Genomic DNA, 25157 nt, shown 5'->3' with positions numbered 1-25157 from the left:
CCCTCAACCGATCTTGATGACTGTGTCGGATACGAACGAGAAGGTCGGCACAGCAAGGTTCTCAGGGGCCGGACCCTTACGAATACGACCAGCGGTATCGTAGTGAGAACCATGGCAGGGACAGAACCAGCCGCCGAAATCGCCGGCCTGGCCGAGCGGAATACAGCCGAGGTGGGTACAGACACCAACCATGATGATCCAGTTTTCCTTGCCCACGCCCGCCGAGCGGTCGAGGTCCGTCGCCTGGGCGTCGGCAGCAATGTTGGCGTTACGGGCAACAGCGTCCTTGAGGTCGGAAAGCTGAACGGCCTTGGCCTCTTCGACTTCCTTGTCCGTGCGGTTGCGGATGAAGACCGGCTTGCCGCGCCATTTGACGGTCAAGGACATGCCAGGGGTCACGCTGGAGACATCGACATCGATGGCGCCAAGCGCCAGCGTCGACGCATCCGGACGCATCTGGTCGATAAACGGCCAGGCAACCGCAACGCCGCCCACGACGCCAGCCATCCCGGTGGTCAGGTAAAGGAAATCGCGGCGAGTGGGCTCGCCCAGGGATTCGCTTGATGTCTCGTGTTCGCTCACGGCTAAACCATCCTCTCACGCAAAGTCTGCGGAAACCCGCCACGCCCCTTGGAAACCGGTCAAATCCGGACACAATACGGCCATAGATTCCCCGTCAATCCGGCGCGTTCTATGCTTGATCGCAAATTATGTCCAGCCTTGGCAAGGGGAGGTGGGCACATTGTCGCGGGAAAAACGGAGCATCTTGACAAGGCGCAGGCATCGCCTTGAACCTCCAGCGCTTCCCGGCTCAAAAAGCATGCGAAGGACGACGCCCTGCGGCTCTATTGCGCCGCTTCCTCATGGCCGAGAAAACCGCCCGACTGGCGCGACCAGAGATCCGCATAGAGACCACCGCGCGCGACGAGTTCCGCATGGGTCCCCTCCTCCACGATATGGCCGCGATCCATGACGATCAGCCGGTCGAGCGCGGCGATGGTGGAGAGGCGGTGCGCGATGGCGAGCACGGTCTTGCCGCGCATCAGCCGCTCGAGGTTCGACTGGATCGCCGCCTCGACTTCGCTATCGAGCGCCGAGGTCGCCTCATCGAGCACGAGGATCGGTGCATCCTTCAGCATGACGCGGGCAATGGCGATACGCTGGCGCTGACCACCTGAAAGCTTGACGCCGCGCTCGCCGACATGGGCATCGTACCCCTTGCGCCCACGCTGGTCTTCCAGCGTGAGGATGAAATCATGCGCCTCGGCCTTTCGCGCCGCCTCGATCATCTCGTCCTCGCTGGCGTCGGGATTGCCGAAGAGGATGTTGTCGCGGATCGAGCGGTGCAAGAGCGCGGTATCCTGGCTGACCATGCCGATATTGGCGCGCAGGCTCTCCTGCGTGACGGTGGCGATATCCTGCCCACCGACGAGAATGCGCCCGCCCTCAAGATCGTAGAAGCGCAACAGGAGATTGACCAGCGTCGACTTGCCGGCACCGGACCGGCCGACGATGCCGACCTTCTCGCCGGGCCGGATCGACAGCGTCAGGTCGTCGATGACGCCGGACTTGCGGCCATAGTGGAAGCGGATGGCTTCAAAGCGGATGTCCGGGCGCACGACCTTCATTTCCATCGCATCCGGCTTGTCGACAAGGCCGATCGGCTGGGAGATGAGATCGGCCGAGTTCTGGATCGTGCCGATATTGCGCATGATGCTGTTGAGCTGCGTCATCAGGCGATTGAGCAGGAAATTCAGCCGCAGCACCAGCGCCATGGTAAAGGCGACGGCCCCGGAACTGGCAACGCCGCCAAGCCAAAGATGGATGGAGAGCACGGCCATGGCGACGATCATCAGGCCGGAGACGAAGGCCATCGAGGCACGCACGCCTGTCAGGAAGCGCGTGAAATCAAGCGTCGTCCTCTGGAAAGTATCGAAACCACTGCGCATATAGCGGTCGTTCGCCTCGTCGCGGCCGAACAATTTGAGCGTCTGGATGTTGGAATAGGCATCCACCATACGGCCGCTCAGCATCGACGCGGCCTCGGCGGTCTGGCGCGAATGCTCGCGGATGCGCGGCACGAAATAGCGTGCCAGCACGGAAAACACCACGAGCCACACGCCGAGCACGGCGGCAAGCCGCCAGTCGAGCCCGCCGAGCAGCACCAGCGTCGAGGCCGTGTAGATCGTCACGAACCAGACACTTTCCATGAAGGAGGTGATGACGTCGCCGGTCGCCTGCCCCGCCGACCAGACCTTCGTGACGATGCGCCCGGAAAAATCGTTCTGGAAGAACGACAGCGACTGTCGCGCGACATGCACATAGGACTGCCAGCGCACGAGATTGTAAAAGCCGGGCGTGATGACCTGCTGGTCGACGAGCGCAGTGAGAAAGGTGATCACGAAGCGAACGAGGCCGATGAGGCCGAGCATCAGCAGAAGCTCCGGCCCGTGCGCGGCCATAAGCCCGCCCCACCCGTCTCCCGGCTTCACCGTCGCCAGGATATCGACCAGCCGCCCGACGAACCAGAAGGTCGCCGCCTCGATGCCCGCGGTCACGCCGCCGAGCACCAGCATTGCCGCAAACGGAGCCTTGGCCTGGCCAACATAGAACCAGATGAAGGCGAGAAGCCCCTGCGGCGGACGAAGATCATCCCGCCGCGCGAAGGGCTGAATCCAGTTCTCGAACCAGGAGAAGAGCGGGCGGAAGATCATGCCATCGATATAGGCGGTTTTTGACGGGCGACAAATTAAAGATTGGAAAGGTGGAAAGGCATCGCGTGCGAAGATTGCTCGCTTGAGGAAGGCACCCCTTCTGCTGGAAAGGGGTGCCTTCTGCCCGACTATTCCGCCGCCGCTTCCGCCTCGGCGTCGTCGGCGATGAAGCCGCCGGACTGGCGGGTCCAGAGGTCGGCATAGATGCCGCCCATGGCGACGAGTTCGGCATGGGTGCCGGTCTCGTGGAGACGGCCCTTGTCGAGCACGATGAGGCGGTCCATCTCCGTCAGCGTCGACAAGCGATGGGCGATCGCGATCACCGTCTTGCCCTGCATGAGAGCGAAGAGGTTTTCCTGGATCGCCGCCTCGACTTCCGAATCGAGCGCCGAGGTCGCCTCGTCCAGCACCAGGATCGGCGCGTCCTTCAGGAAGACGCGGGCGATCGCGATACGCTGGCGCTGGCCACCGGAGAGCTTGACACCGCGCTCGCCGACCTGGGCATCGAGGCCCGTGCGCCCCTGCTGGTCGGTGAGGCCTTCGATGAAGTCCCAGGCATTGGCGCGCTTGGCTGCCTCGATGATCTCGGCGTCGTCAGCGTCCGGCTTGCCGTAGGCGATGTTGTCACGGATCGAGCGGTGCAGCAGGGAGGTGTCCTGCGTGACCACGCCGATCTGGGAACGCAGGCTGTCCTGCGTCACCGTGGCGACATCCTTGCCATCGATGGTGATCCTGCCGGATTCGAGGTCGTAGAACCGCAGCAGCACGTTCATCAGCGTCGTCTTGCCTGCGCCGGAGCGGCCGACAAGGCCGACCTTCTCCCCCGCCCCGATCGACAGCGACAGATCCTCGATCACACCCTTGTTCTTGCCGTAGTGGAAGCGGACATGGTCGAAGTTGATCGCGCCCTTGGCGGCAGGCAAAGCGGGCGCCTGCGGCGCATCCTTGATGTCGTGCGGACGCGTCATCATGCCCATGCCATCATAGACCGTGCCGATGTTCTCGAAGAGCGCGGTCACTTCCCACATCACCCACTGCGACATGCCGTTGATGCGCATGACGAGACCGATGGCGACTGCCACCGCGCCGACGGAGACATCGCCCGTCATCCAGAAGTAGATGCCGATGCCCGCCGTAAAGAACATCGTGACGACATTGTTGATGTCGATCAGGATGTTGAACAGGGTGATCAGCCGCATCTGCTTGTGAACGGTCTGCAGGAATTCGTCCATGCCTTCACGGGCATAGCTCTCCTCCCGCCCGGCATGCGAGAACAGCTTGACCGTCGCGATGTTGGTGTAGCTGTCGACGATCCGGCCCGTCATCATCGAACGCGCGTCGGCCTGCTCGCGCGAGATCACCATCAGCTTCGGCACGAAATAGCGCAGGATACTGACATAGGCGACGAACCACACGAGCAGCGGCACGACCAGACGCAGGTCCGCCGCGGCGATGATCGCGATCATCGAGATGAAGTAGCTCACCACGTAGATGAAGACGTCGATGATCTTCATGACGGCTTCACGCACCGCAAGCGCCGTCTGCATCACCTTCGTCGACACGCGGCCGGCGAACTCGTTGGAGAAGAAGGTCATGCTCTGGCGGATCAGGTAGCGATGCATCTGCCAGCGGGCGATCATCGGGAAATTGCCCGCGAGCGCCTGGTGCATGGTCATGGTGTGCAGCGCGCCAAACCCCGGGATGACGACGAGCAGCAGGACCGCCATCCAGACCAGCGTGTCGCCCTCGCGGGCAAGGAACGTCGTCTTGTCACCGGCCGAAAGCCAGTCGACGATACTGCCGAGGAACTGGAACAGCACGACTTCCGCAATGCCGAGCACCATGGAGCAGAAGCCGAGCAGCGCAAGCCACGGCGCAGCCGGGCGCGTATAGTGCCAAAGGAAGGCGAAAAGGCCCTTCGGAGGCAGCGAGGGCGCCTCGGAAGGATAGGGATTCAAACGTCTTTCGAACCAGCCGAACATGGCTTTCTCCGTAATAGAAAGACGGAACCGGCGCGGACGGCGCAAAATGAGCGCGGTCAGGAACGGGGTTCCGGTAGGATTGCCGTGGGGCGACGAAAAGCGTCACACGACGAAGTAAAAAGAAGAAACGAAGGGAATCTTGGTGGCGAAACGCCTACGCGAGAAGAGGCGTGATTCCAGCCGGGAGGCGTGGTCGATACATGGTATCCATAGTGGTCCTCCCTTTTCTCGCGTTGAAGATGGCTCTGGTTAACCCGAAACGCCGCAATTTGCCAGCCACTTTGTCGCAATTTCGTCTTTCCGGCCAATTCTGTTGCCGTGTCGCCACATCCGGGCGCCCCCTCTGCCGCTTTTCGCCGCGAGGCGGGATGGCACGCCCTTCTTGTCTTTTCGCAATTTTGAAGACAAACCGCTTCTCACCCCGGCCGGAATTGCTGTAGGCGAAACCGCATGTCCGCACTCCGCATCGCCCTTTACCAGCCCGACATTGCCGGCAATACCGGCACGATCCTGCGGTTCGCCGCCTGCCTTGGCCTTTCGGTCGACCTCATCGAGCCGGCCGGCTTCGATATTTCCGACCGCAGCCTCAAGCGTGCCGGCATGGATTATCTTGCCGCCGTGACGCTGACACGACATGTCAACTGGGAGCGATACGAGGCGTGGCGGGCAGAGAGCGGCCGCCGCCTGGTGCTCGCCTCCACCAAGGCCGCCGGGCGCTATACGGACTTCGCCTACCAGCCGACGGACATCCTGCTGTTCGGCCGGGAAAGCGCCGGCGTTCCCGATCACGTCCATGACAGGGCGGATGGACGCGTGCTCATTCCCATGGTCGAGGGGCAACGCTCCATCAATATCGCGCTCTCGGCCGCAATGATCTGTGGCGAGGCGCTGCGCCAGACGGGCTTCGCCTGACCGAACGTACCCCCTTTCCAGGGGTCGCCAAAACGCCTTAGCCATCGCCCGGCCACACCCAGCGCAGGGCGAAGGCCACGATGCCGAAGACCAGCACGACGGCACCGACAAGGGCATAGGCGCCAGCGTAACCCGATGCGGCAATCAGCGGCTGCGAGACGATGGGCGACAGGAACTGGCCGGCAAAGATGCTGGAAACCAGGAGACCGGAGACGCGGCCGCGGCGGGCCGGAGGGGCAAGCAGCATCGCCGCGGCCGCGAAGTTCGGCATGATCGTGCCCATGCAGACACCGGAGACGGCCATGGCGACGAGCACGCTGACATAACTTTCCGCCGTCGAGAGCAGGAGGAAGGAAAGACCGGCCGAAACGAAGCCGAGGCCGAAGACGCCCATGATGCCGAGCTGGCGCCGGAGGGGCGCGAAGGCGAGCGCGCTCACCACGCCGACGAGCTGCCCCGCGCCGATCGCCGCACCGGCAAGGCTCGGTGCGGCAAAGCCGAGCGCTTCGAGGTAGAAGGGTAGCTGCGTCGGGACCATGTAGAAGGCGATCATGTTGACGGCCGCCGCCAGGAACAAAAGGGCGAGCAGCGCTATCGCCCGCCCGTCGAGCCGGCCCTCCCCCGCCGCGGCACCCGCCGGCCGTGCACGTCGCGGCTCCGGCAGGAAGGCAAGCGCCGCCGGCACCAGCAGGATCGCCACCGTGTAGATCAGAAACGGCCCGCGCCAGTGGACCTCCGCAAGGAACCCGCCGCCCGTCAGGAAAATCGTGCCACCGACACCGACAAAGGCCTGTTGCAGGCCCATATAGCGATCGCGCGCCGCCCCCTGAAAGAAATCGCCGACCAGCGCCGTCGTCGCCGTCATGATGCCGCCGACGGCGATACCCAGCACGGCGCGTCCGGCGAGGAGCCCCGGCAGCGTATCGAGGAAAAGCCCGGAGGCGCCGGCACCGGCAAACAGCGCAAGCGAGGCGACGAGCAGCGGCTTGCGGCCGAAACGATCCACCAGGAAGCCGGCCGCCGGAGAGAAGAGCGCGATGAACACGGCCGGCAACGTCAGCACCAGCCTGCTGAGCAGCGCGACATTCTCCACATCGGCAAACCGCGCCGCGATGCCCGGCAGCGACGCGGAAATCGTCGCGCCGGACATGATGGTGAGCGTGCCGATGAAGAGAAGCGTCGCATTGCGCCGGGTCTCGGCGGGAGACCGCGCGACCTCCGCTGCCGCATAGTGTTCTGGCTTCATGCGGCCACCTCGTCGTAGCGGGTTGCGATGCGTGCCGCCTTCAGCGCGTTGGCCCACCAGATCAGGCGTTTCATCAGGACGGCGAGCTGGCCGTTGAGCTGGCCGGGGCGGAAGGGATTGCCGACCGGGTCGAATTGCGTCCAGGCATGGGCAAGGCTTACCGTCTCGCGGATCGCCACCGCATGCAGCTCGGCAAAGACCAGCCGAAGCTGCTCGACGGCGCGCAGGCCGCCGGAGACGCCGCCATAAGAGACGAAGGCGATCGGCTTGGCATGCCAGGGGCGGAAGCAGCTGTCGATGATCGCCTTCAGCGCGGCCGGGTAGGCATGGTTGTATTCCGGCGTGACGACCAGGAAAGCGTCCGCCCGCGAGATACGGCTTTCGACCAGCTGGGCCGATGCCTCGTCGAGACCGCCCGGCGTGAAGGTCAGCTCCACCGGATCGATACGGATGATGTCGTGATAGCCAAGCGCGGAGAGCTCAGGCTCCAGCCATCCCGCGATCGTATCGGCAAAGCGCCCTTCGCGGCCGCTGCCATAGATAAGGGCGATGGTCAGTCTTTCAGTCATGCGTCGGCTCCGTCTTGGAAAAGTTAGGAGCCGCTGGTATAAAACCTCAACTTAAGTTGAGGTCAACAGCGATGACGGAAAAATGTCCGAAGAGCGGAATGCCCCGGGAACTCAGCGTCGGCGAGGTCGCCGAGCGCAGCGGGATCGCAGTGTCCACCCTGCATTTTTATGAGGCGAAGGGGCTGATCCACAGCCAGCGCAACCGTGGCAACCAGCGGCGCTATCCACGCGGCATCCTGCGCCGCGTGGCGGTGATCAAGGTGGCGCAGCGCACCGGCATTCCGCTTTCGGAGATTGCCGAGGCCCTGTCGGTGCTGCCGCACGACCGGCCATTGACGGGTCTCGACTGGCGCAGGCTTTCGGAAAACTGGCGTGGCCAACTCGACGAGCGCATCGCCCGCCTCACCAAGCTGCGCAACCAGCTGGACGGCTGCATCGGCTGTGGTTGCCTGTCATTGCAGGAATGCCCGTTGCGCAACCCGCTGGACGAACTGGCGGCCGAAGGCCCGGGCCCGAGACTGCTTGAGCCCTGATCTTCAGCGGGACACAACCGCATTTGTGGTGTCGGATTAATCCAGCCGCGTGGCGAGCAGCTTGTCGACGCGGCGACCATCCATGTCGACGACCTCGAAGCGCCAGCCCTGGGTTTCCGTGATCTCACCGGTCTTCGGCAGCTTCTGCAGCGATTCGATGACGAGGCCGGCCGCGGTCTGATAGCTGCGGCGGGCCGGCAGCTGCAGGCCCAGACGGTCGGCCATCTCGTCGATCGGCATGGAGCCGGAGATCAGCCAGGAGCCATCCTCGCGCTGCACTGCATAATCGTCGTCGCCTTCCTCGATATCGGCGCGGAACACGCCGGCAATCGCCTCCAGCACGTCGGCAGGCGTGATGATGCCTTCGAAGTGGCCGTATTCGTCATGGATGAGCAGGATCGGCACTTCGGAATTGCGCAGCGTTTCGAGCACACGCATGGCATCCATCGTATCGGGCACGATCGGCGCGGGGCGCACGAAGCTGCGGATGTCGAGCGGCTGGCCGTTCAACAGGGCCGAAAGCAACTCACGCTTCTGCACGATGCCGACGATCGTCTCCGGCCCGCCATCGGCGACCGGCAGGCGGGAATGCGGGCTGTCGGTCAGGGTCTTGTGGATCTCCTCCACCGTGTCGCCGAGATCGATCCAGTCGACATCGTTGCGCGGGGTCATGAGACCGCGCGCCTCACGGTCGGAGAAGCGCATGACGCCAGCGATCATCAGCTTTTCGCCGCCCTCGATGACACCGGCAGCTTCCGCCTCGGCGACGATGGTCTTGATTTCCTCGTCGGTGACGATGCTTTCGGCGACCTGATGCTGGCCAAGCAGACGGAAGATCAACCGCGTCGAGGCATCGAGGATCCAGACCGCCGGGGCACCGATCTTCGAGAGCAGCGACATGGCGGGCGCGACGAGCGCGGCAAAACGCTCCGGGTTCTTCAACGCGATCTGCTTGGGCACCAGTTCGCCGACCACCACCGACAGATAGGTGATGATGAAGATGACGATACCGTAGCCGAGCGGATCGGCCAGCCAGTCCGGCACGCCCTCGGCATAGAGGATGTCACGCAGGCGTCCGCCGAGCGCGGCACCCGAGAAGGCACCGGCGAGAATGCCGATGAGGGTGATGCCGATCTGGACGGTGGAGAGGAATTTTCCGGGGTGGTCCGCCAGCTTCAGCGCTGCCGCAGCGCCACGCGAGCCCTGCGCAGCCATGGTCTTCAGGCGCGGCTTTCGGGCAGAAACGATGGAAAGTTCGGAAAGGGCAAAGACCCCATTGAAGAGGATAAGGAAGACGGCAATCGCGAGTTCGAACAAGGACTGTGAGCCGTGCTTCTGAACCGCAACGGCGCCTTTCTGTTGATGACGATGGCCGCAAGATAGGGGCGCGGCGGGTCGCCGTCAATCGAACTTGCCGATCACGGTCGTGTCAGGTGGGGATCACGAGCATTTCGAGGAGGATGTCACGCAGCCGTCCGACCGGCGCGGGCGGCTGTGCTTCGGCCGTGTGCAGCATCAGGTCGATACTGCCGAGCACCGGTAGCCCCGCCTGTTGCGGGTCGAGCACGCGCAGATGGGACGGCATGCCCGTGGTCGTGCGGATTGTCACGCCGAGCCCGGCCGTCACCGCCGCCCAGAGCCCCGCAAGCCCGGGGCTGGAAAAGACCTGGCGCCATTCCCGTCCGGTCGCAGAAAGCGCCTCGACGGCGGCCGCCCGGAACGTACAGGGTGGATCAAACGCAATGAGTGGCACCGGCGCGCCGGCGGAGATGTCATGGTCGACGGCCGCGATCCAGACGACCGGGTGGGTGGCGATGTGCCGGCAATGGGCGCTCTTCTGGCCGCCCCAGGTGACGGCCATGTCGAGATCGCCGCGCTCGACCGCCGCCACCAGCTTGGCCCCGCGATCGACCCGCGCTTCGACGCGCAGCTTCGGGTGCGCCCGCGAAAAGCGGCCGAGCACCGGCGGCAGCGAGGTCTCCGCAAAGTCCTGCGGGATACCGAGCCGCAGCCAGCCGTCGAGCGCCCGGCTGGAGCCCAGCATCATCATCGCCTCGTCGTTCAGGTCGAGAATGCGCACCGCATAGTCGTGCAAGGCTTCGCCGGCATCGGTGAGTACGAGGCCCCGGCCCTGCTTGACGAAAAGCGTCTGACCGCTGAGTTCAGACAGTTTCTTCAGTTGCAGGCTGACGGCCGGCGGCGTCCGCCCCAGCGCCTCCGCGGCTTTCGCAAAGCTGCCGAGGCGCACGCCCGTAACAAACGTGCGCAGCACGTCCATGTCGAAGTTGCGCGGAGAGACCATTCAGTTTTCCAAAACCATATAAGCAATACTTCTCAATTTTAAAAACAATAGTCGCGCAATAGGCTCCTTCCGTCAACACGAGACAGGAGACGACCATGCCCTTCCTCCACATCCGCCTCGCCGGCAAGAACCTGACGGACGGCGAGCGCCTGCACCTTCAAGACGAGGCGACCCGCCTTGCCGTCACGCTGCTCGGCAAGCGCGCCGAAGCGACCGCCGTCCTCGTCGAGGGAACGCCGATCGCCAACTGGACCATCGGCGCGCGACGGCAGAAGGTGGCCGGCCATTTCGAGATCCTGATCAGCGAGGGCACCAATACGGCAGAGGAAAAGGCCCGCTTCATCGCCGCCGCCTATGCCCTGCTTGCGGAGACGCTGGGCGCACACCTCGATCCCGTGACCTATGTGGTCATCCGCGATATCGCGATGGACAGCTGGGGTTACGGTGGCCGGACACAGGAAAGCCGGCGCGTCGCCCTTGCGGCGTGACGCATCAAACGGCGCTCGGCAGGCGGCGCATCGTGAATTCGATGCGGTCCCCCTCCATGGCGCGCCAGCTTTCGACCTCGGTCCAGTAGGCGGCCTTCGGCCAGAGGTCGAACCATTCACGCGCCTTCTCTCGCGCCGCCTGCCGGTCGAGGCAGAAGGTCTCGCGGACGAAATGGCCTTCGCGGGCGGGTTTTTCGCGACGGCGACGCTCGATATGGCGCCGGAGCCCTTCAAGCGGGGGCGGACCGGGAACACGCGCCATGCAGATTTCCTCCTGGCAGCACATTCAACGGAGGAAAGATAAGCCGCCCCCGCGCGTTTTGCGAGTCCCGTCGTCCCCAGCCGATGCCCCGCCCGCGGTTGCCAAATGGCGCAAAGTTTTGGACTGTGGCGAAAATACGATTCGGCGGGCTGCCCGCCAGCGGGAAGCACCATGGAACGACCAGACCTGCCGAAAGGCCTGCCCGAGGACATCGAAGAGAAGAAGACCGCCGCGCAGGCCTGGTTCGGGCAGCTGCGCGACGCGATCTGCGCCAGCTTCGAGGCGCTTGAGGACGACCTGCAAGGGCCGCTCTCCGACATGCAGCCCGGCCGCTTCGTCGCCAAGGACTGGCTGCGCGAGGGCGGCGCAGGTGGCGGCGGACGCATGTCGATGATGGAAGGCCGCGTCTTCGAGAAGGTCGGCGTGCACACCTCGACCGTCTATGGCGAATTCTCGCCGGAGTTTCGCGGCCAGATTCCCGGCGCGAGCGAGGACCCGCGTTTCTGGGCCTCCGGCATCTCGCTCATCGCCCATCCGGTGAACCCCAACGTACCCGCCGTGCACATGAACACGCGTATGGTCGTCACCACCAGCCGCTGGTTCGGCGGGGGTGCGGACCTGACGCCGGTGCTCGACCGCCGCCGCAGGATGGACGATCCGGACACCACGCTCTTCCACAAGGCGATGGAGATCACCTGCAACCGCCATCCCGTCGCCGATCACCAGAAATTCAAGGCCTGGTGCGACGACTACTTCTTCCTGAAGCACCGCAATGAACCGCGCGGCACCGGCGGCATTTTTTACGACTGGCTGCATTCGTCGGAAGAGCTTGGCGGCTGGGATGCCGATTTTGCCTTCACCCAGGATGTCGGGCGCGCCTTCGCCATGGTCTATCCGAAGATCGTGCGGTCGAACTTCAACAAGGGCTGGACGGAAGAAGACCGCGACGAACAGCTCGTGCGGCGCGGCCGCTATGTCGAGTTCAACCTGCTCTACGACCGCGGCACGATCTTCGGCCTCAAGACGGGCGGCAATGTCGAGTCGATCCTCTCCTCGCTTCCCCCGGTGGTGCGCTGGCCCTGAAGGCCGGCCCTCCCTGCCTTGTGATTACAGACCTACGCCTTCCGTGGTATAATGCCTGCTGCATGAGTCCATGGAGGAAGCAGTCATGAAGATTGCAGCACAAGAGGCAATGCAGACGGGTTCCGACCCGAAATCTCCCGAATTTCTCGATCGTTTCGCCGAAACCATACGTGCCGAGAGCGGGCTGGACCTGCCGCACGCCTATTTCGTCGAAGAAGCCCGGCTGCGGCTTGCCAGCGGCGTGGTGCATCATCTCGTCGATCACCACACCACCCCGGCGCAATTCCAGTCGTCCTGCTGCTTCGACGCCTGGGCGAAGGACGACGCGGCCTGACAACAGCCGGCTGGAAATGCAGCAACGAAATCGCGCCCGGGGCGGAACCTCGGGCGGCTTTTGCCGTTTGATGGGACGGCTTCCTGATGCCGCAGGCCCGGCTGCAATTTGGCTGATCGGGCCTCATCTGCTACACTGGTTCCGCTGAAACGACAGGAGATAGGTCATGAGACTTTTTGAATGCGGTTCACTCGTCCCCGGATGCGACTGGCATACGCGGGCCAATGACGACGCCGAAGTCGTCCGCCGTGCGGTCGAGCATATGCGCACCGCCCATGGCGAGGCGATCATCCGGGAAAGCATGGTCGATCACATCAAGGAACGCATCATCGACGAGAAGGCGGCCGACGCCGCCTGACAGGCATTTCCGACAAATTCACACCGCCTGCTCACCTTCTCCCCGCCGGGGAGAAGGTCAAATGGCCCATGGCGCGAAAAGAGCCGTTTGCGGTAGCACCCGGAAAATCAAAGGCCTGACGTCAGACGCGAACCTGAAGGATCATGATGCGCTCAGGGCGTGGAAAGCTCCTCCTTTGCCATCGCCGCCAGACGGGCAAGCAGATTTGCGCGGCCGTCATGGAAGTTGCCCGCCACCCATGCCTCTTCGATCGCCCCCAGAACCGCACCGACCTTCGGGCCGGCGGGAACACCCGCGGCAAGCACGTCCGCGCCGTTCAGCGGGAAGGTCGGCCGGTGCCATTTCTCGGCCCGAGCAAGAAGCCGCTGGCAAAGGCCGGCAAAGGCCAGCGCCTCCGGGTCACCAAGGCCCCGCGCCCGGGCGGACGCCAGTGCCAGCTTCAGCCGCATCGTCAGCCCCTGCACACCGCTGCGATAAAGCAGCCGCTCGAATGCCGTCTCGGCAAGTTTCGGCGCGATTTCCGGCGCGGCCGCCCAATGGTCGAGAACGGCCGCCTCCGCCTTGGAAAGGCGCAGGCGCTCGGCGAGCGCCTTCAGCCGGTCGCGATCCGCCGGCACCATGGCGGCAAGGCGCAGCATCGGGTCGGGCTTCCAGTCGAACGCCTTTTCGGCATGGATCAGGCCGGGGATTGCATCGATGCCCCACTTTTCCGTCTCGGGCAGGATTTCGGTGAGCACGCCCGCCTGCCGCATCCACAGCAGCGCGCGGCCGGGATCGGGCGCTACGAGCAATTTCTTCGTCTCGGACCAGACGCGCTCGGCTGAAAGTTTTCCAAGGCTGCCCTTCGCCCGTGCGCAGGCCTTCAGCCCGTCCGCATCGGGCCGGCCGCTGCCGTAGAGCGCAAAGAAGCGGAAAAAGCGCAGGATGCGCAGGTGATCCTCCGCAATGCGCGTTCCCGCATCGCCGATGAAACGCACGGTGCGGCTCTCGATATCCGGCAGGCCGCCCACGAGATCGATGACTGCACCGCCGGCATCGGCATAGAGCGCGTTGATCGTCAGGTCGCGCCGTTCGGCGTCCGCCCGCCAGTCCGTGCCGAAGGCGACTTCGGCATGGCGGCCGTCGGTGGAAATGTCGCGGCGCAACGTCGTCACCTCGAAGGGTTTGCCCTCGATGACGAGCGTCACCGTGCCATGCTCGATGCCCGTCGGCACCGCCTTGATGCCGGCTTCCTTCGCTCGCTCGACAACCACCTCGGGCCGCAGCGTCGTCGCGATATCGACATCGGCGACCGGCAGGCCCATCAGGCTGTTGCGCACGGCCCCGCCGGCGACGCGCGCCTCCCCGCCGTCACTGTTCAAGAGCGCCAGCACGCGAACGAGCGCCGGATCGGCAAACCACGCCTCGCCCGAAACAGACGTCATGCATAAAGCCTTTCATAGATCACCCGCACGATGCCGGCGGTGATGCCCCAGATATTATGCCCCTCATAGGGCATGCGATAATAATGCCGCTCGCCGCCAAGCCAGATGCCGCTGCCCCGCTCGTGGTTGCGCGGGTCCATCAGGAAGGAGAGCGGCACGTCGAAAACCGTCTCGACTTCCGCCGGATTGGGCGTGAGTTCGAACCCCGGCTGCACCACCGCCAAAACCGGCGTGATGGAGAAACCCGACAATGCCTTGTATTGCGGCAGCCGACCGACCGGCTCGACGAAACGGCGGTCGAGGCTGATCTCCTCCTCCGCCTCGCGCATCGCCGCCGTCTCGACATCGGCGTCCTCGTCATCGACCGCGCCGCCGGGAAAGGCGACCTGACCGGAATGTTTGCGCATCGTCGCGGTGCGCTGCGTGAAGATGACGCGCGCCTCCTCGCCTTCGTCGACGACGGGGATCAGCACCGCGGCATCGCGCAGCTTCATGCCTTCGATATGGGGGATGACGCCGGGATTGAGCAGGCTGTCACCATGCTCGCGCCAACTCTCCTCGCCGAGCGTCAGCATCTGCTCCATCGCCCGGCGACGAAATTCCGCAGCACTAAAAGGGGGAAAACTCATCGCGACAGTGCATCCAGCTCGGCTGCCGGCATGACCGGGAAGACCGTGCCGCCCGAACGCACGGCGAACATTTTTACACCGTCAATCTCGATCGTCTCGCCAAGGCCGACAAGCTCGTACATCATCGCCCGCGAGACCAGCGCCTCCAGCCGCCCGCGCACGAGGAGATAGGGCTTCAGCTCGCTGTTTTCGCCCTCGATGACGAAACGCAGCGGGTGCTCCCGCCCGGCCTCGACGACATCGCCGACATTGGTGCGGAAGGTGAGCTTTTGCCCCGCGCCCTCGCCCGACGCATTCATTTCCACCGCCAGGAACGGCGCATCCACGACGCGGATGCCGACCTTCTCGACCGGCGTCACCAGATAGATCTTACCGTCCTCGTCCTTGCGCAGCACGGTGGAAAACAGCCGCACCAGCGGCGCGCGGCCGATCGGCGTTCCCAGATAGAACCAGGTACCGTCGGCGCGGATCTCCATATCGATATCGCCGCAGAACGGCGGGTTCCAGCGCTCGACCGGCGGCAGGCCGCGCCCGCCGGTTTCCGCGCCCGCGCGGGAAATCAGCGCGGCCAGTCCCGCCGCATCGCCGCTTTCGCGAATTTCGCCCGTTGCCATTGTTCCGTCCCGGTTGAACCCTATCTCCGCGAGAGGCCCTTCCTCCCCAGAGGAAAGGGTGGATACACTCACGAGATAGTCATTTCGTGGCCGCTTGTCAGCCACGGGTGAGCTAATAAGCTTTCTATGTATGAAGCGAACGCGGCAAGACCACGATTCGCCTCAAAATTTGAGATCGGTAGCGGAGACGACCATGGGCGTTCAGAATTCCCCCGAGGCTGGCCTGGACGAAAAAACGGTGATCGCCGCCGCGGAACGGGCGCTCTCCGACATCGCCGCCATCAAGCAGGAGGTCGGCAAGGTCATCTTCGGCCAGGAAAGCGTGGTCGAACAGACCATGCTCGCCGTACTGTCAGGCGGCCACGCCCTGCTCGTCGGCGTACCGGGCCTTGCCAAGACCAAGCTGGTCGCAACGCTCGGCACCGTACTCGGCCTCTCCTCCAGCCGCATCCAGTTCACACCCGATCTGATGCCCTCCGATATCCTCGGCTCCGAAGTGATGGATCAGGACGAGAACGGCAAGCGCTCCTTCCGCTTCGTGCCCGGCCCGATCTTCACGCAATTGCTGATGGCCGACGAGATCAACCGCGCCTCGCCGCGCACCCAGTCCGCCCTGCTCCAGGCGATGCAGGAATACCATGTGACGGTCGCCGGCCGGGCGAACGACCTGCCAAAACCCTTCCATGTGCTGGCGACGCAGAACCCGCTGGAGCAGGAAGGCACCTATCCGCTGCCCGAAGCCCAGCTCGACCGCTTCCTCTTGCAGGTGGACGTGCACTATCCGGAGCTCGCCGCTGAACGGCAGATCCTGCTCGAAACGACCGGCGTGCACGAGGCGCAAGCGAGCGCCGCCATCGCCGCCGACCGCCTCATCGAAATCCAGACCCTCATCCGCCAGATGCCGGTGAGCGAGAAGGTGCTCGACGCGATCCTTTCGCTGGTACGCTCCGCCCGCCCGGGCAACGGCGTCGCTTCGACCGACAAACACGTCGCCTGGGGCCCGGGCCCGCGCGCCGGCCAGGCGATGATGCTCTGCGCCCGCGCTCGCGCGCTCTACGAAGGCCGCCTCGCGCCCTCCGTTGACGACGTGCTGGCGCTCGCCGAACCGATCCTCCAGCACCGCATGGCGCTGACCTTCGGCGCCCGCGCGGAAGGCATGTCGGTGCGGGACGTCATCGCGGGCCTCGTCCGGCAGGCCGGCGGCTGAGCGGGGAGAGCGCATGGCGTCCGTCGGCCAGATCGTCGAGCCAACACCGACCCGCGAGGTGCTTTCGCGGGCGCAGGCGCGCGCTGCCCTCATCCCCGATTGCATGGTGGAAGCCCAACGCCTTGCCAACACCGTGATTGCCGGCTGGCACGGCCGCCGCAAGCGCGGCATCGGTGAAAATTTCTGGCAGTTCCGCCCCTATGTCGACGGCGAGAGCCTGTCACGCATCGACTGGCGGCGCTCGGCCCGCGACGACCACACCTATGTGCGCGACCGCGAATGGGAAGCCGCCCACACCGTCTGGATCTGGGCCGATCTTTCGCCCTCGATGATGTACAAGTCCACCTTCGGCAGTGTCTCGAAGGAGAGCCGCGCGCTGGTTCTCATGCTGGCGCTCGCCGAAATCCTCGCGCGCTCCGGCGAGCGCATCGGCTGCCCCGGCGTCATGGAGCCGATCGCGGCGCGCAACGCCGCCGAACGGCTCGCCACCGCCCTGATGCACAATACCTCCGTCAGCGGCCTGCCGGACACGGGCATGATCCGCGGCAACAGCGATATCGTGCTGATCGGCGATTTTCTCGATCCCGTCGAGGACGTCATGGAGCGCCTCGGCCCGCTTGCGCGCCGGGGCCTTAGAGGCCATGTGGTGGAGATCGCCGACCCCGCGGAAGAAACCTTCCCCTATGTCGGTCGCACCGAATTCACCGATCCCGAAAGCGGCCAAAAACTTACCGCCGGCCGCGCCGAGACGCTGAAGGAAGACTACGCCCGCGCCTATAGCGCGCGCCGCGACACGCTCGCCGACAATCTGCGCCATCTCGGCTGGAGTTTCGTGCCCCATCGCACCGATCGGCTTGCCTCCGAGGCACTGGTCGCCGTGCACATGTATCTCTCCGGCATGCCGGCCATGAAAACGGAGGGCCGCGGCCGATGACCGCCTTTGCCTTCGCGTTCCCCGCCGTGCTGACAACGCTGGTGCTGCTGCCGGTCATCTGGTGGCTGCTGCGCCTGACCCCGCCAAAACCGCTCACCGAGGTCTTTCCGCCCTTCGCCATCCTCGCCTCGATCATGAAGCGCGAGGAGACGCCGGCGCAAAGTCCCTGGTGGCTGACGCTGCTGCGCATGCTCATGGCCGCCGCGATCATTTTTGCGATCGCCGACCCGGTCTTCAACCCGCGGACCAACACGCTCGCGTCGAGCGGCCCCCTCGCCCTCGTCGTCGACAATAGCTGGGCCACCGCCACCGACTGGCAACAGCGCATCGACACGGCATCGACGCTGATCGACGACGCCGAAAGCCGCGACGTGCCGATCTCGCTGGTGCTGACCGCCGACCGACAGCACGACGCCGTGCCCGTCGATGCCGCAACCGCGCGCACCCGCCTTGCCGCGGCGGAGGTCCGTCCGCTGCCGGCCGACCGCGCCGGCGCCGTCGCCTCGCTGCGCACCGCGCTCGACGGCACCGCGCCGGGCACCATCGCCTTCATCAGCGACGGCATGGCCGGCGGCGAGACCGACGAGACGGTCTCCGCGCTGCAGTCTCTCTCGCCCGCCGATTTCCGCCTGATCGCCGGCGACGGATTGCCGGCCGTCGCCATCACGGCGGCGAACAACGGTTCGGATGCGCTCTCCGTCACCCTCACCCGCCTCGACGGCGGCGCAGCGCGCAGCCTGCCGCTGACGGCACATGATTCCCGCGGTCGCCCCATCGCAACGGGCACGGCCGATTTCGCCGCGGGCAGCACGACGACGACGGGCACGATCACCGCCCCCTTCGAACTGCGCAACGATTTTGCCCGCATCGCCATCGACGGGCTGGCAAACGCCGGCGGCACATACCTCCTCGACGACGGTTTCCGCCGCCGCCGCGTCGCCTTCCTCTCCGGCGAGGTGGTCGATGCCAGCCAGCCGCTGCTCTCGCCGCTGCATTACATCAACCGCGCGCTCGCCCCCTATGCCGACCTGATCGAGCCGAGCGTCGCCGACCTCTCGGTCGCCATTCCCGAGCTTCTGGAGCAAAACCCCTCCGTGCTGATCATGGCCGATATCGGCCGCCTGCCGGAGGATGTACAGGGCGCGGTGCAGCGCTGGATTGAGGCCGGCGGCATGCTCATCCGCTTCGCCGGCCCACGCCTTGCCGCCGCTCCCGCGGACGATCCGCTGGTGCCGGTCATGCTGCGCAAGGGCGAACGCGCACTCGGCGGCGCTCTGTCGTGGTCCGAGCCGCAACCGCTGTCCGCCTATCCGCAAAACAGCCCGTTCTTCGGCATGCGCGCACCGGAAGGCATCCTCATCAAGCGCCAGGTGCTCGCCGAACCGACGCCCGACCTTGCCGAGCGTACCTGGGCAAACCTTGCCGACGGCACGCCGCTGGTGACGACCGGCCCGCTCGGCTCCGGCCGCATCGTGCTTTTCCACATCAGCGCGGAAACCGGCTGGTCCAACCTGCCGCTGTCAGGCGATTTCGTCGAAATGCTCCGCCGCACCGTGCAGCTTTCGCGCGGCGGCGGCGTTTCGACCGGCGACGCCGCAGAAACCCAAGGCCTGCCGCCCTACCGGCTGATGACCGCCAACGGCACGCTTGCCGCCGCAACCGGCGAGGCAAAACCGCTCGCCACGGGCAATGCCACGAAGGCGATCGCGAGCTTCGACAACCCGCCCGGCCTCTACGGCACGGAGGACGGCTATGTCGCCCACAACCTCTTCCCGCCCGGCCACGAGATCCGCCCGCTCGCCATCGCTGACGGGGCGAGCGTCACGCGCGAGCCGCTTGCCGGCAAGGAGACCTGGTCGCTGAAACCGCACCTCTTCACCCTCGCCGCCCTCCTGCTGCTTGCCGATTGCGCCATCGTGCTCTTCATGGGCGGCGCCTTCGCTGCCGCCGCCCGCAGCGTGCCGAAACGCGGCGCGACCGCCGCCGTGCTTCTGGCACTCGTCGCCGGCGCGCTGATCGTCGCGCCGTCGGAAAGCCACGCGGCCGACAACAAACCGGGCGACGAGACGATCATGTCGCGGCTCGACACGACGCATATCGCTTATGTCGTCACCGGCGAGGGCGAAGTGGACCGCATCTCCGAACGCGGCCTTGCCGGCCTCACGGAATTCCTCACCTACCGCACCACGCTGGAGCCCGGCGAACCTGTCGGCGTCGATATTTCCAGGGACGAGCTGTCGCTCTACCCGATCATCTACTGGCCGGTGAGCGCCAGCGCAGAAATGCCCTCCAGCGCCGCGATCAGCCGCATCGACGCCTATATGCGCAATGGCGGTACGGTGCTGTTCGACACCCGCGATCAGTATGTCTCGCTCGACGGCAACTCGACGAGCCCGAACACCGAACGCCTTCAGGCAATCCTCGCCAATCTCGACATTCCCCCGCTCGAACCCGTTCCGGCCGACCACGTCCTGACCAAGGCGTTCTACCTGCTCGCGAACTTCCCCGGCCGCTATGCCGGCAGCCCGCTCTGGATCGAGGCCGAGCTTGACCGCGCAGAGGACCCGAGCCGCCCGGCCCGCGCAGGCGACGGCGTCTCACCGATCATGATCACCGGCAACGATTTCGCCGGCGCCTGGGCGGTCGATGCCAACGGCATGGCGCTGCTGCCGACCGTGCCGCCGGATGAAGTCCAGCGCGACCACGCCTTCCGCGCCGGCGTCAACATCATGATGTACATGCTGACCGGCAACTACAAGGCGGACCAGGTGCACGTTCCCGCCCTCCTCGAACGGCTGGGACAATGACATGACCCTCCAGTTCTCCCCCTTCCTGCCTTGGCTCGCCATCGGCGCAATCGCCCTCGCCGGCATCGCGCTTGCCGCCCTCGGCTTCTGGCGTGGCCTGCGCGGCGCCTTCATCCGCGCGCTGGCGCTCGCTCTTCTCGTCTTCGCCCTCGCCAACCCGGTGTTTTTGCAGGAGGATCGCGAGGCGCTGTCGACCGTCGTGCCCGTCATCGTCGACCGCAGCCAGAGCCAGGACAACGAACAGCGCACCGCGCAGACCAACGCCGCGCTCGAAGGCCTCAAGGAACGCTTTTCCCGCTATCCCCGCATCGAGCCGCGCATCGTGGAGGCCGGCGACGACGGCACGTCGGACACGCCCTCCACCCGCCTCTTCGACGCGCTCAACGCCGCGATCGCCGATGTGCCGCGCTCGCGCGTCGGCGGCGCGATCCTCATCACCGACGGCCAGGTGCACGACATTCCGGAGGCATCGGCCTTCTCCAGTTTCGAAGCGCCGGTACATGCCCTCGTCACCGGCCGGCCGGATGAATTCGACCGCCGCATCGAGATCGTCAGCGCGCCGCGCTTCGGCATCGTCGGCGAGCCGCAGGAGCTGAAATTCCGCGTGGTGGACGACGGCGCCGGCCCCGGCGGCACCGCCCGCGTGACTGTGCGTCTCAACGGCAACGAGATCGCCTCGGAAATCGCCCAGCCGGGCACAGAACACCCGCTCGGCTTCACCGTCCCGCGCGGCGGCAACAATATCCTGGAGTTCGAGGTCGAGCCGGTCGCGGGCGAGATCACCACGGCGAACAACCGCGCCGTCCATGTCATCGAGGGCATCCGCGAGAACCTGCGCGTGCTGCTGGTCTCCGGCGAGCCGCATGCCGGCGAGCGCGCCTGGCGCAACCTCCTGAAGTCCGACACGGCCATCGATCTCGTGCACTTCACCATCCTGCGTCCGCCGGAAAAGCAGGACGGCACGCCGATCAACGAACTGTCGCTGATCGCCTTCCCGACCCGCGAACTCTTCGTCGACAAGATCAACGAGTTCGATCTCATCATTTTCGACCGCTACCAGCACCGCGGCGTGCTGCCGATCCTCTACTACGACAACATCGCCCAGTACGTGGAAAACGGCGGCGCGCTGCTGATCGCAGCCGGGCCGGAGCATGCAGGCAACGATTCCATCGCCGGCACCCCGCTCTCGGTTGTGCTGCCGGCGAACCCGACGGGCGCGATGAACGAGGCACCCTTCTATCCGCGTCTTTCGGACCAGGGCAAAAAGCACCCCGTCACGCGCGGCCTCGAAGGCGCGGGCGAGGAGCCCCCGCGCTGGGGCCGCTGGTTCCGCACCGTCGACGTCCAGCGCCCGGACGGCAATGTCGTGATGGAGGCCAATGACGGCAAGCCGCTCCTGGTGCTGAACCGCGCCGGCAAGGGCCGCGTCGCCATGCTGCTTTCCGACCAGGGGTGGCTCTGGGCGCGCGGTTTCGAAGGGGGCGGCCCGCATGTCTCGCTCTACCGTCGCACGGCGCACTGGCTGATGCAGGAGCCTGCGCTGGAGGAGGAGGCGCTGACCGCCCGCACCTTCGGCCGCACGCTCCAGATCAACCGCCAGACGATCGGCGACGCGCCGGGCGAGGCGACGCTGAAACTGCCCTCCGGCGCAACGCAGCAGGTGGTACTCACCGAGGCCGAACCCGGCCTCTACCGCGCCGAAGTGCCGACGGCGGAGACCGGCCTCTACGAGATCACCAACGACAACCTTTCCGCCCTCGTCCATGTCGGTGCTGTCGATGCGCCGGAGTTCAAGGCGACGATCTCGACCACCGAGAGCCTGAAGCCGCTCGCCGAGGCCACGAGGGGGACGGTGCGCCGGCTGGTCGATGCGGAGGGCGAGGCCGTGTCCTTGCCGCCGCTGCTGCCGGTGTCGGGTCAGGTCCGCACCATCGACGAGAACCGCCTGTCGCTGCGCATGACGGACGAGACGGTGCTGAAGGGCATCAACTCGCTGCCGCTCTTTGCCGGTTTTGCCGGAGTCGGCCTGCTGCTGCTCGCCTTCTCGGCCATGTGGTATCGCGAAGGGCGGTAATCGCCTCTGGCGCCACGCCAAACGTTCGGCTAGTGTCGCGGCACGGCCGGAGGCGGCCGGCAGACCCGCGCCTTTCCAACGGCATGGCGAACGCCTCCCGAAAAACCTTTCTCCACCGTTCATCGTGGCGAAGGCGTCGGCAATGCGGGCACTGACGAAGACTTCGCCTGATATGAGGAACGGACATGCGCGACTTTCGCGACGCAAAAACCATGGCGAAAACCCTGCGGGAGGCGCTTGCCGCCCGCGACATCGACATCCCCCACAGCCAGGCCCTCGAAATCGTCGCCCGCCAGTTCGGCGCCGAGACGTGGAACATCCTGTCCGCCAAGATCGAAGCCAGGCCGCCGGCCGGCATCGAATTCGAGCAGGCGGTGCCGATCGTCCGCATCTTCGATGTGGCGAAGGCGCACGAATTCTATCTCGGCTTCCTCGGCTTCTCCATCGATTGGGAACACCGCTACGGCGAGAATTTTCCGCTCTATACCCAGGTCTCGCGCGGCGGCCTCCGGCTGCACCTGTCCGAACATGCGGGCGACGCGACGCCAGGCGGCAACATGGTCGTCTACATGACGGGCATCCGCGCCTTCCAGAAGGAGCTGATCGGCAAGGACTACCGCTACATGAAGCCGGGGCTGGAGGATGAGGGCTCGCGGCTGGAGGTGACGGTGACGGATCCGTTCAACAACCACATCCGCTTCATGGAGTTGAAGGACTGAGATTACCCCTCAGCCGGCTGCCGACCCCTTCTCCCCGCATGCGGGGGGAAGCGCTATGTCGCGTTGTTCTCCCAACAACACAGTCCGATGGGTAGGAAGCCCTAGCAAATTTCACCATCTTCCCGCTTGCGGGGAGATGGTGGCGGCAGCAAGATGAGGGGGCCTCAAACGCCGGGGTTAGCCCCCTCGCCGCACCGCCACGCAATCACACCCTTCAGCCGCGCATGCGTATCCTCGGCAAAGGGCATGACGAGCACCCGGGCCGGATCGACCGGACCGGGGAAGGCGAGCGCATTCCACGCGACCTTTTCGAAACCGAGCGGGCCGTAGTAGGGCGGATCACCGACGAGGACCACCGCTTCCGAACCCTTGCGCTTGGCCGCCGCGCAGGCGATCCGCAGCAGTTCCCGGCCGATACCCTTGTTCATGTGCGACGGCCGCACGGCGAGCGGGCCGAGCAGGTGTGCCTTCACGCCGCCCGCCAGCACCGGCGTCATGCGCACGGAGGCGATCGTCTCGCCGTCATCGGTACAGACGAAGGAGAGCGACAGGTCGTGCGGCCCCTGCTCGCGGATGCGCGCAGCCGCACGCACATGCCGGCCGGGACCGAAGGCCTCTTCGTTGATGTGTTCGATGGCCGCGTCGTGGGAGACATCTTCCGTGAGGTAGACGAGGTCGTGCTTGAGCATGTTCATGGATCAGGGAACCGGATACGAAACGAGGGATGCGGGTGATCGCGCCGCCGCCAGGGGGCGCAGCAGGAGCATCAGCGTCGTCGTGGGGTTCCGGTGTAGAACATGCGGGGTTCGTCTTCCTTGCCGGCTTGAGCGCCGGTACTGACCTGCGCCGATAGCAGAAATTTCGCGTCTGTCAAAGAGCAAAACGCACTGTTCATCAAAATGCCCCTATCCACGCTTCGTCCACATGCGCACTATGGCTGCACATTTTGGCCGCGAAAGGCGGCAGAAGGAGAATATCATGGGCATGCTCGTGGACGGCGTCTGGCACGACGTCTGGTATGACACGGAATCGACGAAGGGCCATTTCAAGCGCGCCGCCTCGCAGTTCCGCAACTGGATCATGCCGGACGGCGCGCCGGGACCGACCGGCGAAGGCGGCTTTGCCGCGGAGGCCGGACGCTACCATCTCTATGTCTCCTATGCCTGTCCCTGGGCGCACCGCACGCTGATCTTCCGCAAGCTGAAGAAGCTGGAAGAACTCATCACGGTCTCCGTCGTCGATCCGCTGATGCTGACCCGAGGCTGGGAGTTCAAGGGCGAGAACGGCGGCACGCTCGATCCGCTGTTCGGTGCCACCGCACTCTACGAAATCTACCAGAAGGCCGATCCGCACTATTCCGGCCGCGTCACCGTGCCGGTTCTCTGGGACAAGAAACAGAACCGCCTGGTCTCGAACGAATCGGCTGAGATCATCCGCATGTTCAACGCGGCTTTCGACGGTATCACCGGTTCGCGCGAGGACTATTATCCCGAACCGCTGCGTGCGGAGATCGACGTGCTCAACGAGGCGATCTACGACACCGTCAACAACGGCGTCTACAAGGCCGGTTTCGCGACGGCACAGGACGCCTACGAAGGCGCCGTGCAAAAGCTCTTCGAGATGCTGGACCGTCTCGATGACCGGCTTTCCACGAAACGCTATCTCACCGGCGACCGGTTGACGGAGGCCGATTGGCGGCTCTTCACCACGCTAGTGCGCTTCGATCCGGTCTATGTCGGCCACTTCAAGTGCAACATCCGCCGCATCGCCGATTACCCCAATCTTTCCGGCTATCTGCGCGAACTCTACCAGGTGCCGGGTATCGCCGGAACGGTGAACATGCGCCACATCAAGGAGCACTACTACCGCAGCCACACGACGATCAATCCGACGGGGATCGTGCCCGTCGGCCCCGAACTCGACCTGACCCTGCCCCATGGCCGCGAGCGGCTGAAGGCGGCCTGAA

24 protein-coding genes are annotated in these 25157 nt (G+C 65.2%); 12 read left to right on the top strand and 12 right to left on the bottom strand.

Going from position 1 to position 25157, the window contains the following annotated elements; all coding sequences use genetic code 11:
- Positions 1 to 3: 3 nt before the first annotated feature.
- From petA to EXZ48_RS17595, 3 genes are all read right to left on the bottom strand, one after another.
- Positions 4 to 582 (bottom strand): ubiquinol-cytochrome c reductase iron-sulfur subunit, encoded by a 579-nt coding sequence (gene petA, locus EXZ48_RS17605; RefSeq protein ID WP_023515767.1) that lies wholly within the window; start codon positions 580 to 582, stop codon positions 4 to 6.
- A gap of 263 nt (positions 583 to 845) precedes the next feature.
- Positions 846 to 2714, bottom strand: coding sequence for an ABC transporter ATP-binding protein (locus EXZ48_RS17600; RefSeq protein ID WP_130517344.1), 1869 nt, complete (start codon positions 2712 to 2714; stop codon positions 846 to 848).
- 128 nt (positions 2715 to 2842) lie between these two features.
- Positions 2843 to 4696 carry an ABC transporter ATP-binding protein gene (locus EXZ48_RS17595; RefSeq protein ID WP_024271238.1) on the bottom strand — a complete coding sequence of 618 codons (1854 nt, stop codon included), beginning with the start codon at positions 4694 to 4696 and terminating at the stop codon, positions 2843 to 2845.
- A gap of 450 nt (positions 4697 to 5146) precedes the next feature.
- Here EXZ48_RS17595 and EXZ48_RS17590 point away from each other — a divergent pair, with 450 nt between their 5' ends.
- Entirely contained in the window at positions 5147 to 5608 is a 462-nt protein-coding gene (locus EXZ48_RS17590; RefSeq protein ID WP_130517342.1) for a tRNA (cytidine(34)-2'-O)-methyltransferase, read from the top strand.
- A gap of 37 nt (positions 5609 to 5645) precedes the next feature.
- Here EXZ48_RS17590 and EXZ48_RS17585 read toward each other — a convergent pair whose 3' ends face one another.
- Both EXZ48_RS17585 and EXZ48_RS17580 read right to left on the bottom strand, forming a co-directional pair.
- Positions 5646 to 6854 (bottom strand): MFS transporter, encoded by a 1209-nt coding sequence (locus EXZ48_RS17585; RefSeq protein WP_130517340.1) that lies wholly within the window; start codon positions 6852 to 6854, stop codon positions 5646 to 5648.
- Positions 6851 to 7423 carry an NADPH-dependent FMN reductase gene (locus tag EXZ48_RS17580; protein WP_130517338.1) on the bottom strand — a complete coding sequence of 191 codons (573 nt, stop codon included), beginning with the start codon at positions 7421 to 7423 and terminating at the stop codon, positions 6851 to 6853. The genes EXZ48_RS17585 and EXZ48_RS17580 overlap by 4 nt, the downstream gene beginning before the upstream one ends.
- A 98-nt stretch (positions 7424 to 7521) precedes the next feature.
- Here EXZ48_RS17580 and soxR point away from each other — a divergent pair, with 98 nt between their 5' ends.
- A complete protein-coding gene (gene soxR, locus EXZ48_RS17575) occupies positions 7522 to 7956 on the top strand; it encodes a redox-sensitive transcriptional activator SoxR (RefSeq protein WP_272789817.1) in 435 nt (144 codons plus the stop codon).
- Positions 7957 to 7992: 36 nt separating this feature from the next.
- On the opposite strand, the gene EXZ48_RS17570 is transcribed toward soxR, so the two are convergent.
- Positions 7993 to 9273, bottom strand: a complete 1281-nt coding sequence (locus EXZ48_RS17570) for a hemolysin family protein (protein WP_023516297.1) — start codon at positions 9271 to 9273, stop codon at positions 7993 to 7995.
- A gap of 112 nt (positions 9274 to 9385) precedes the next feature.
- A complete protein-coding gene (locus EXZ48_RS17565) occupies positions 9386 to 10258 on the bottom strand; it encodes a LysR substrate-binding domain-containing protein (protein WP_050744186.1) in 873 nt (290 codons plus the stop codon).
- Positions 10259 to 10353: 95 nt separating this feature from the next.
- Between EXZ48_RS17565 and EXZ48_RS17560 the strand changes: the two genes are divergently transcribed.
- A complete protein-coding gene (locus EXZ48_RS17560; protein ID WP_023516295.1) occupies positions 10354 to 10746 on the top strand; it encodes a tautomerase family protein in 393 nt (130 codons plus the stop codon).
- Positions 10747 to 10750: 4 nt separating this feature from the next.
- Here the strand turns inward: EXZ48_RS17560 and EXZ48_RS17555 are convergent, their stop codons facing one another.
- The gene (locus EXZ48_RS17555; RefSeq protein WP_130517336.1) at positions 10751 to 11008 is read right to left on the bottom strand and encodes a hypothetical protein; all 258 of its coding nucleotides are present in this window, start codon (positions 11006 to 11008) and stop codon (positions 10751 to 10753) included.
- Between the two features lie 171 nt (positions 11009 to 11179).
- Between EXZ48_RS17555 and hemF the strand changes: the two genes are divergently transcribed.
- The 3 genes from hemF to EXZ48_RS17540 all read left to right on the top strand — a co-directional run bounded on the left by hemF (position 11180) and on the right by EXZ48_RS17540 (position 12783).
- Entirely contained in the window at positions 11180 to 12091 is a 912-nt protein-coding gene (gene hemF, locus EXZ48_RS17550; protein ID WP_130517334.1) for an oxygen-dependent coproporphyrinogen oxidase, read from the top strand.
- Between the two features lie 85 nt (positions 12092 to 12176).
- Positions 12177 to 12425: a hypothetical protein gene (locus tag EXZ48_RS17545; RefSeq protein WP_024271235.1), complete on the top strand. Its 249-nt coding sequence runs from the start codon at positions 12177 to 12179 to the stop codon at positions 12423 to 12425.
- Between the two features lie 166 nt (positions 12426 to 12591).
- Complete coding sequence (locus EXZ48_RS17540; RefSeq protein ID WP_130517332.1) at positions 12592 to 12783, top strand: DUF1059 domain-containing protein; 192 nt, start codon at positions 12592 to 12594, stop codon at positions 12781 to 12783.
- A gap of 152 nt (positions 12784 to 12935) precedes the next feature.
- Here the strand turns inward: EXZ48_RS17540 and EXZ48_RS17535 are convergent, their stop codons facing one another.
- Genes EXZ48_RS17535 through EXZ48_RS17525 form a run of 3 tightly spaced genes read right to left on the bottom strand, consistent with a single transcriptional unit; the run spans position 12936 to position 15450 of the window.
- Positions 12936 to 14207, bottom strand: coding sequence for a CCA tRNA nucleotidyltransferase (locus EXZ48_RS17535; RefSeq protein ID WP_130517330.1), 1272 nt, complete (start codon positions 14205 to 14207; stop codon positions 12936 to 12938).
- Positions 14204 to 14836, bottom strand: a complete 633-nt coding sequence (locus EXZ48_RS17530) for a CoA pyrophosphatase (RefSeq protein ID WP_130517328.1) — start codon at positions 14834 to 14836, stop codon at positions 14204 to 14206. The genes EXZ48_RS17535 and EXZ48_RS17530 overlap by 4 nt, the downstream gene beginning before the upstream one ends.
- Entirely contained in the window at positions 14833 to 15450 is a 618-nt protein-coding gene (locus EXZ48_RS17525; protein WP_130517326.1) for a DUF1285 domain-containing protein, read from the bottom strand. The genes EXZ48_RS17530 and EXZ48_RS17525 overlap by 4 nt, the downstream gene beginning before the upstream one ends.
- A gap of 193 nt (positions 15451 to 15643) precedes the next feature.
- Between EXZ48_RS17525 and EXZ48_RS17520 the strand changes: the two genes are divergently transcribed.
- The 5 genes from EXZ48_RS17520 (at position 15644) to EXZ48_RS17500 (ending at position 23191) form a co-directional block, all read left to right on the top strand.
- Positions 15644 to 16657: a MoxR family ATPase gene (locus EXZ48_RS17520; protein ID WP_130517324.1), complete on the top strand. Its 1014-nt coding sequence runs from the start codon at positions 15644 to 15646 to the stop codon at positions 16655 to 16657.
- Between the two features lie 13 nt (positions 16658 to 16670).
- Positions 16671 to 17591, top strand: coding sequence for a DUF58 domain-containing protein (locus EXZ48_RS17515; RefSeq protein WP_130517322.1), 921 nt, complete (start codon positions 16671 to 16673; stop codon positions 17589 to 17591).
- Entirely contained in the window at positions 17588 to 20398 is a 2811-nt protein-coding gene (locus EXZ48_RS17510; protein WP_130517321.1) for a DUF4159 domain-containing protein, read from the top strand. Before EXZ48_RS17515 ends, EXZ48_RS17510 begins: the two co-directional genes overlap by 4 nt.
- Before the next feature lies 1 nt (position 20399).
- Positions 20400 to 22472 (top strand): hypothetical protein, encoded by a 2073-nt coding sequence (locus EXZ48_RS17505; protein WP_130517319.1) that lies wholly within the window; start codon positions 20400 to 20402, stop codon positions 22470 to 22472.
- 185 nt (positions 22473 to 22657) lie between these two features.
- The gene (locus EXZ48_RS17500) at positions 22658 to 23191 is read left to right on the top strand and encodes a glyoxalase superfamily protein (protein ID WP_130517317.1); all 534 of its coding nucleotides are present in this window, start codon (positions 22658 to 22660) and stop codon (positions 23189 to 23191) included.
- Positions 23192 to 23355: 164 nt separating this feature from the next.
- Here the strand turns inward: EXZ48_RS17500 and EXZ48_RS17495 are convergent, their stop codons facing one another.
- Entirely contained in the window at positions 23356 to 23886 is a 531-nt protein-coding gene (locus EXZ48_RS17495; protein WP_130517315.1) for a GNAT family N-acetyltransferase, read from the bottom strand.
- A 283-nt stretch (positions 23887 to 24169) separates the two neighbouring features.
- On the opposite strand from EXZ48_RS17495, the gene EXZ48_RS17490 reads away from it, so the two are divergent.
- Positions 24170 to 25156 (top strand): glutathione S-transferase family protein, encoded by a 987-nt coding sequence (locus EXZ48_RS17490; protein ID WP_024270473.1) that lies wholly within the window; start codon positions 24170 to 24172, stop codon positions 25154 to 25156.
- Position 25157: the final 1 nt, after the last annotated feature.

Source organism: Shinella sp. JR1-6 (assembly GCF_004284735.1).
Lineage (GTDB): Bacteria > Pseudomonadota > Alphaproteobacteria > Rhizobiales > Rhizobiaceae > Shinella.
This window is presented reverse-complemented; position numbering and strand designations above follow the sequence as displayed.

What these genes read in the sequence shown, in the direction of transcription:
- EXZ48_RS17530 (WP_130517328.1), bottom strand. Translation starts at nt 14,836, where the DNA reads ATGAGTTTTCCCCCTTTTAGTGCTGCGGAATTTCGTCGCCGGGCGATG.
- EXZ48_RS17560 (WP_023516295.1), top strand. Translation starts at nt 10,354, where the DNA reads ATGCCCTTCCTCCACATCCGCCTCGCCGGCAAGAACCTGACGGACGGC.
- EXZ48_RS17555 (WP_130517336.1), bottom strand. Translation starts at nt 11,008, where the DNA reads ATGGCGCGTGTTCCCGGTCCGCCCCCGCTTGAAGGGCTCCGGCGCCAT.
- EXZ48_RS17515 (WP_130517322.1), top strand. Translation starts at nt 16,671, where the DNA reads ATGGCGTCCGTCGGCCAGATCGTCGAGCCAACACCGACCCGCGAGGTG.
- EXZ48_RS17525 (WP_130517326.1), bottom strand. Translation starts at nt 15,450, where the DNA reads ATGGCAACGGGCGAAATTCGCGAAAGCGGCGATGCGGCGGGACTGGCC.
- EXZ48_RS17505 (WP_130517319.1), top strand. Translation starts at nt 20,400, where the DNA reads ATGACCCTCCAGTTCTCCCCCTTCCTGCCTTGGCTCGCCATCGGCGCA.
- EXZ48_RS17585 (WP_130517340.1), bottom strand. Translation starts at nt 6,854, where the DNA reads ATGAAGCCAGAACACTATGCGGCAGCGGAGGTCGCGCGGTCTCCCGCC.
- EXZ48_RS17500 (WP_130517317.1), top strand. Translation starts at nt 22,658, where the DNA reads ATGCGCGACTTTCGCGACGCAAAAACCATGGCGAAAACCCTGCGGGAG.
- EXZ48_RS17520 (WP_130517324.1), top strand. Translation starts at nt 15,644, where the DNA reads ATGGGCGTTCAGAATTCCCCCGAGGCTGGCCTGGACGAAAAAACGGTG.
- EXZ48_RS17580 (WP_130517338.1), bottom strand. Translation starts at nt 7,423, where the DNA reads ATGACTGAAAGACTGACCATCGCCCTTATCTATGGCAGCGGCCGCGAA.
- EXZ48_RS17540 (WP_130517332.1), top strand. Translation starts at nt 12,592, where the DNA reads ATGAGACTTTTTGAATGCGGTTCACTCGTCCCCGGATGCGACTGGCAT.
- EXZ48_RS17600 (WP_130517344.1), bottom strand. Translation starts at nt 2,714, where the DNA reads ATGATCTTCCGCCCGCTCTTCTCCTGGTTCGAGAACTGGATTCAGCCC.
- hemF (WP_130517334.1), top strand. Translation starts at nt 11,180, where the DNA reads ATGGAACGACCAGACCTGCCGAAAGGCCTGCCCGAGGACATCGAAGAG.
- soxR (WP_272789817.1), top strand. Translation starts at nt 7,522, where the DNA reads ATGCCCCGGGAACTCAGCGTCGGCGAGGTCGCCGAGCGCAGCGGGATC.
- EXZ48_RS17595 (WP_024271238.1), bottom strand. Translation starts at nt 4,696, where the DNA reads ATGTTCGGCTGGTTCGAAAGACGTTTGAATCCCTATCCTTCCGAGGCG.
- EXZ48_RS17565 (WP_050744186.1), bottom strand. Translation starts at nt 10,258, where the DNA reads ATGGTCTCTCCGCGCAACTTCGACATGGACGTGCTGCGCACGTTTGTT.
- EXZ48_RS17590 (WP_130517342.1), top strand. Translation starts at nt 5,147, where the DNA reads ATGTCCGCACTCCGCATCGCCCTTTACCAGCCCGACATTGCCGGCAAT.
- EXZ48_RS17535 (WP_130517330.1), bottom strand. Translation starts at nt 14,207, where the DNA reads ATGACGTCTGTTTCGGGCGAGGCGTGGTTTGCCGATCCGGCGCTCGTT.
- EXZ48_RS17495 (WP_130517315.1), bottom strand. Translation starts at nt 23,886, where the DNA reads ATGAACATGCTCAAGCACGACCTCGTCTACCTCACGGAAGATGTCTCC.
- EXZ48_RS17545 (WP_024271235.1), top strand. Translation starts at nt 12,177, where the DNA reads ATGAAGATTGCAGCACAAGAGGCAATGCAGACGGGTTCCGACCCGAAA.
- EXZ48_RS17510 (WP_130517321.1), top strand. Translation starts at nt 17,588, where the DNA reads ATGACCGCCTTTGCCTTCGCGTTCCCCGCCGTGCTGACAACGCTGGTG.
- EXZ48_RS17490 (WP_024270473.1), top strand. Translation starts at nt 24,170, where the DNA reads ATGGGCATGCTCGTGGACGGCGTCTGGCACGACGTCTGGTATGACACG.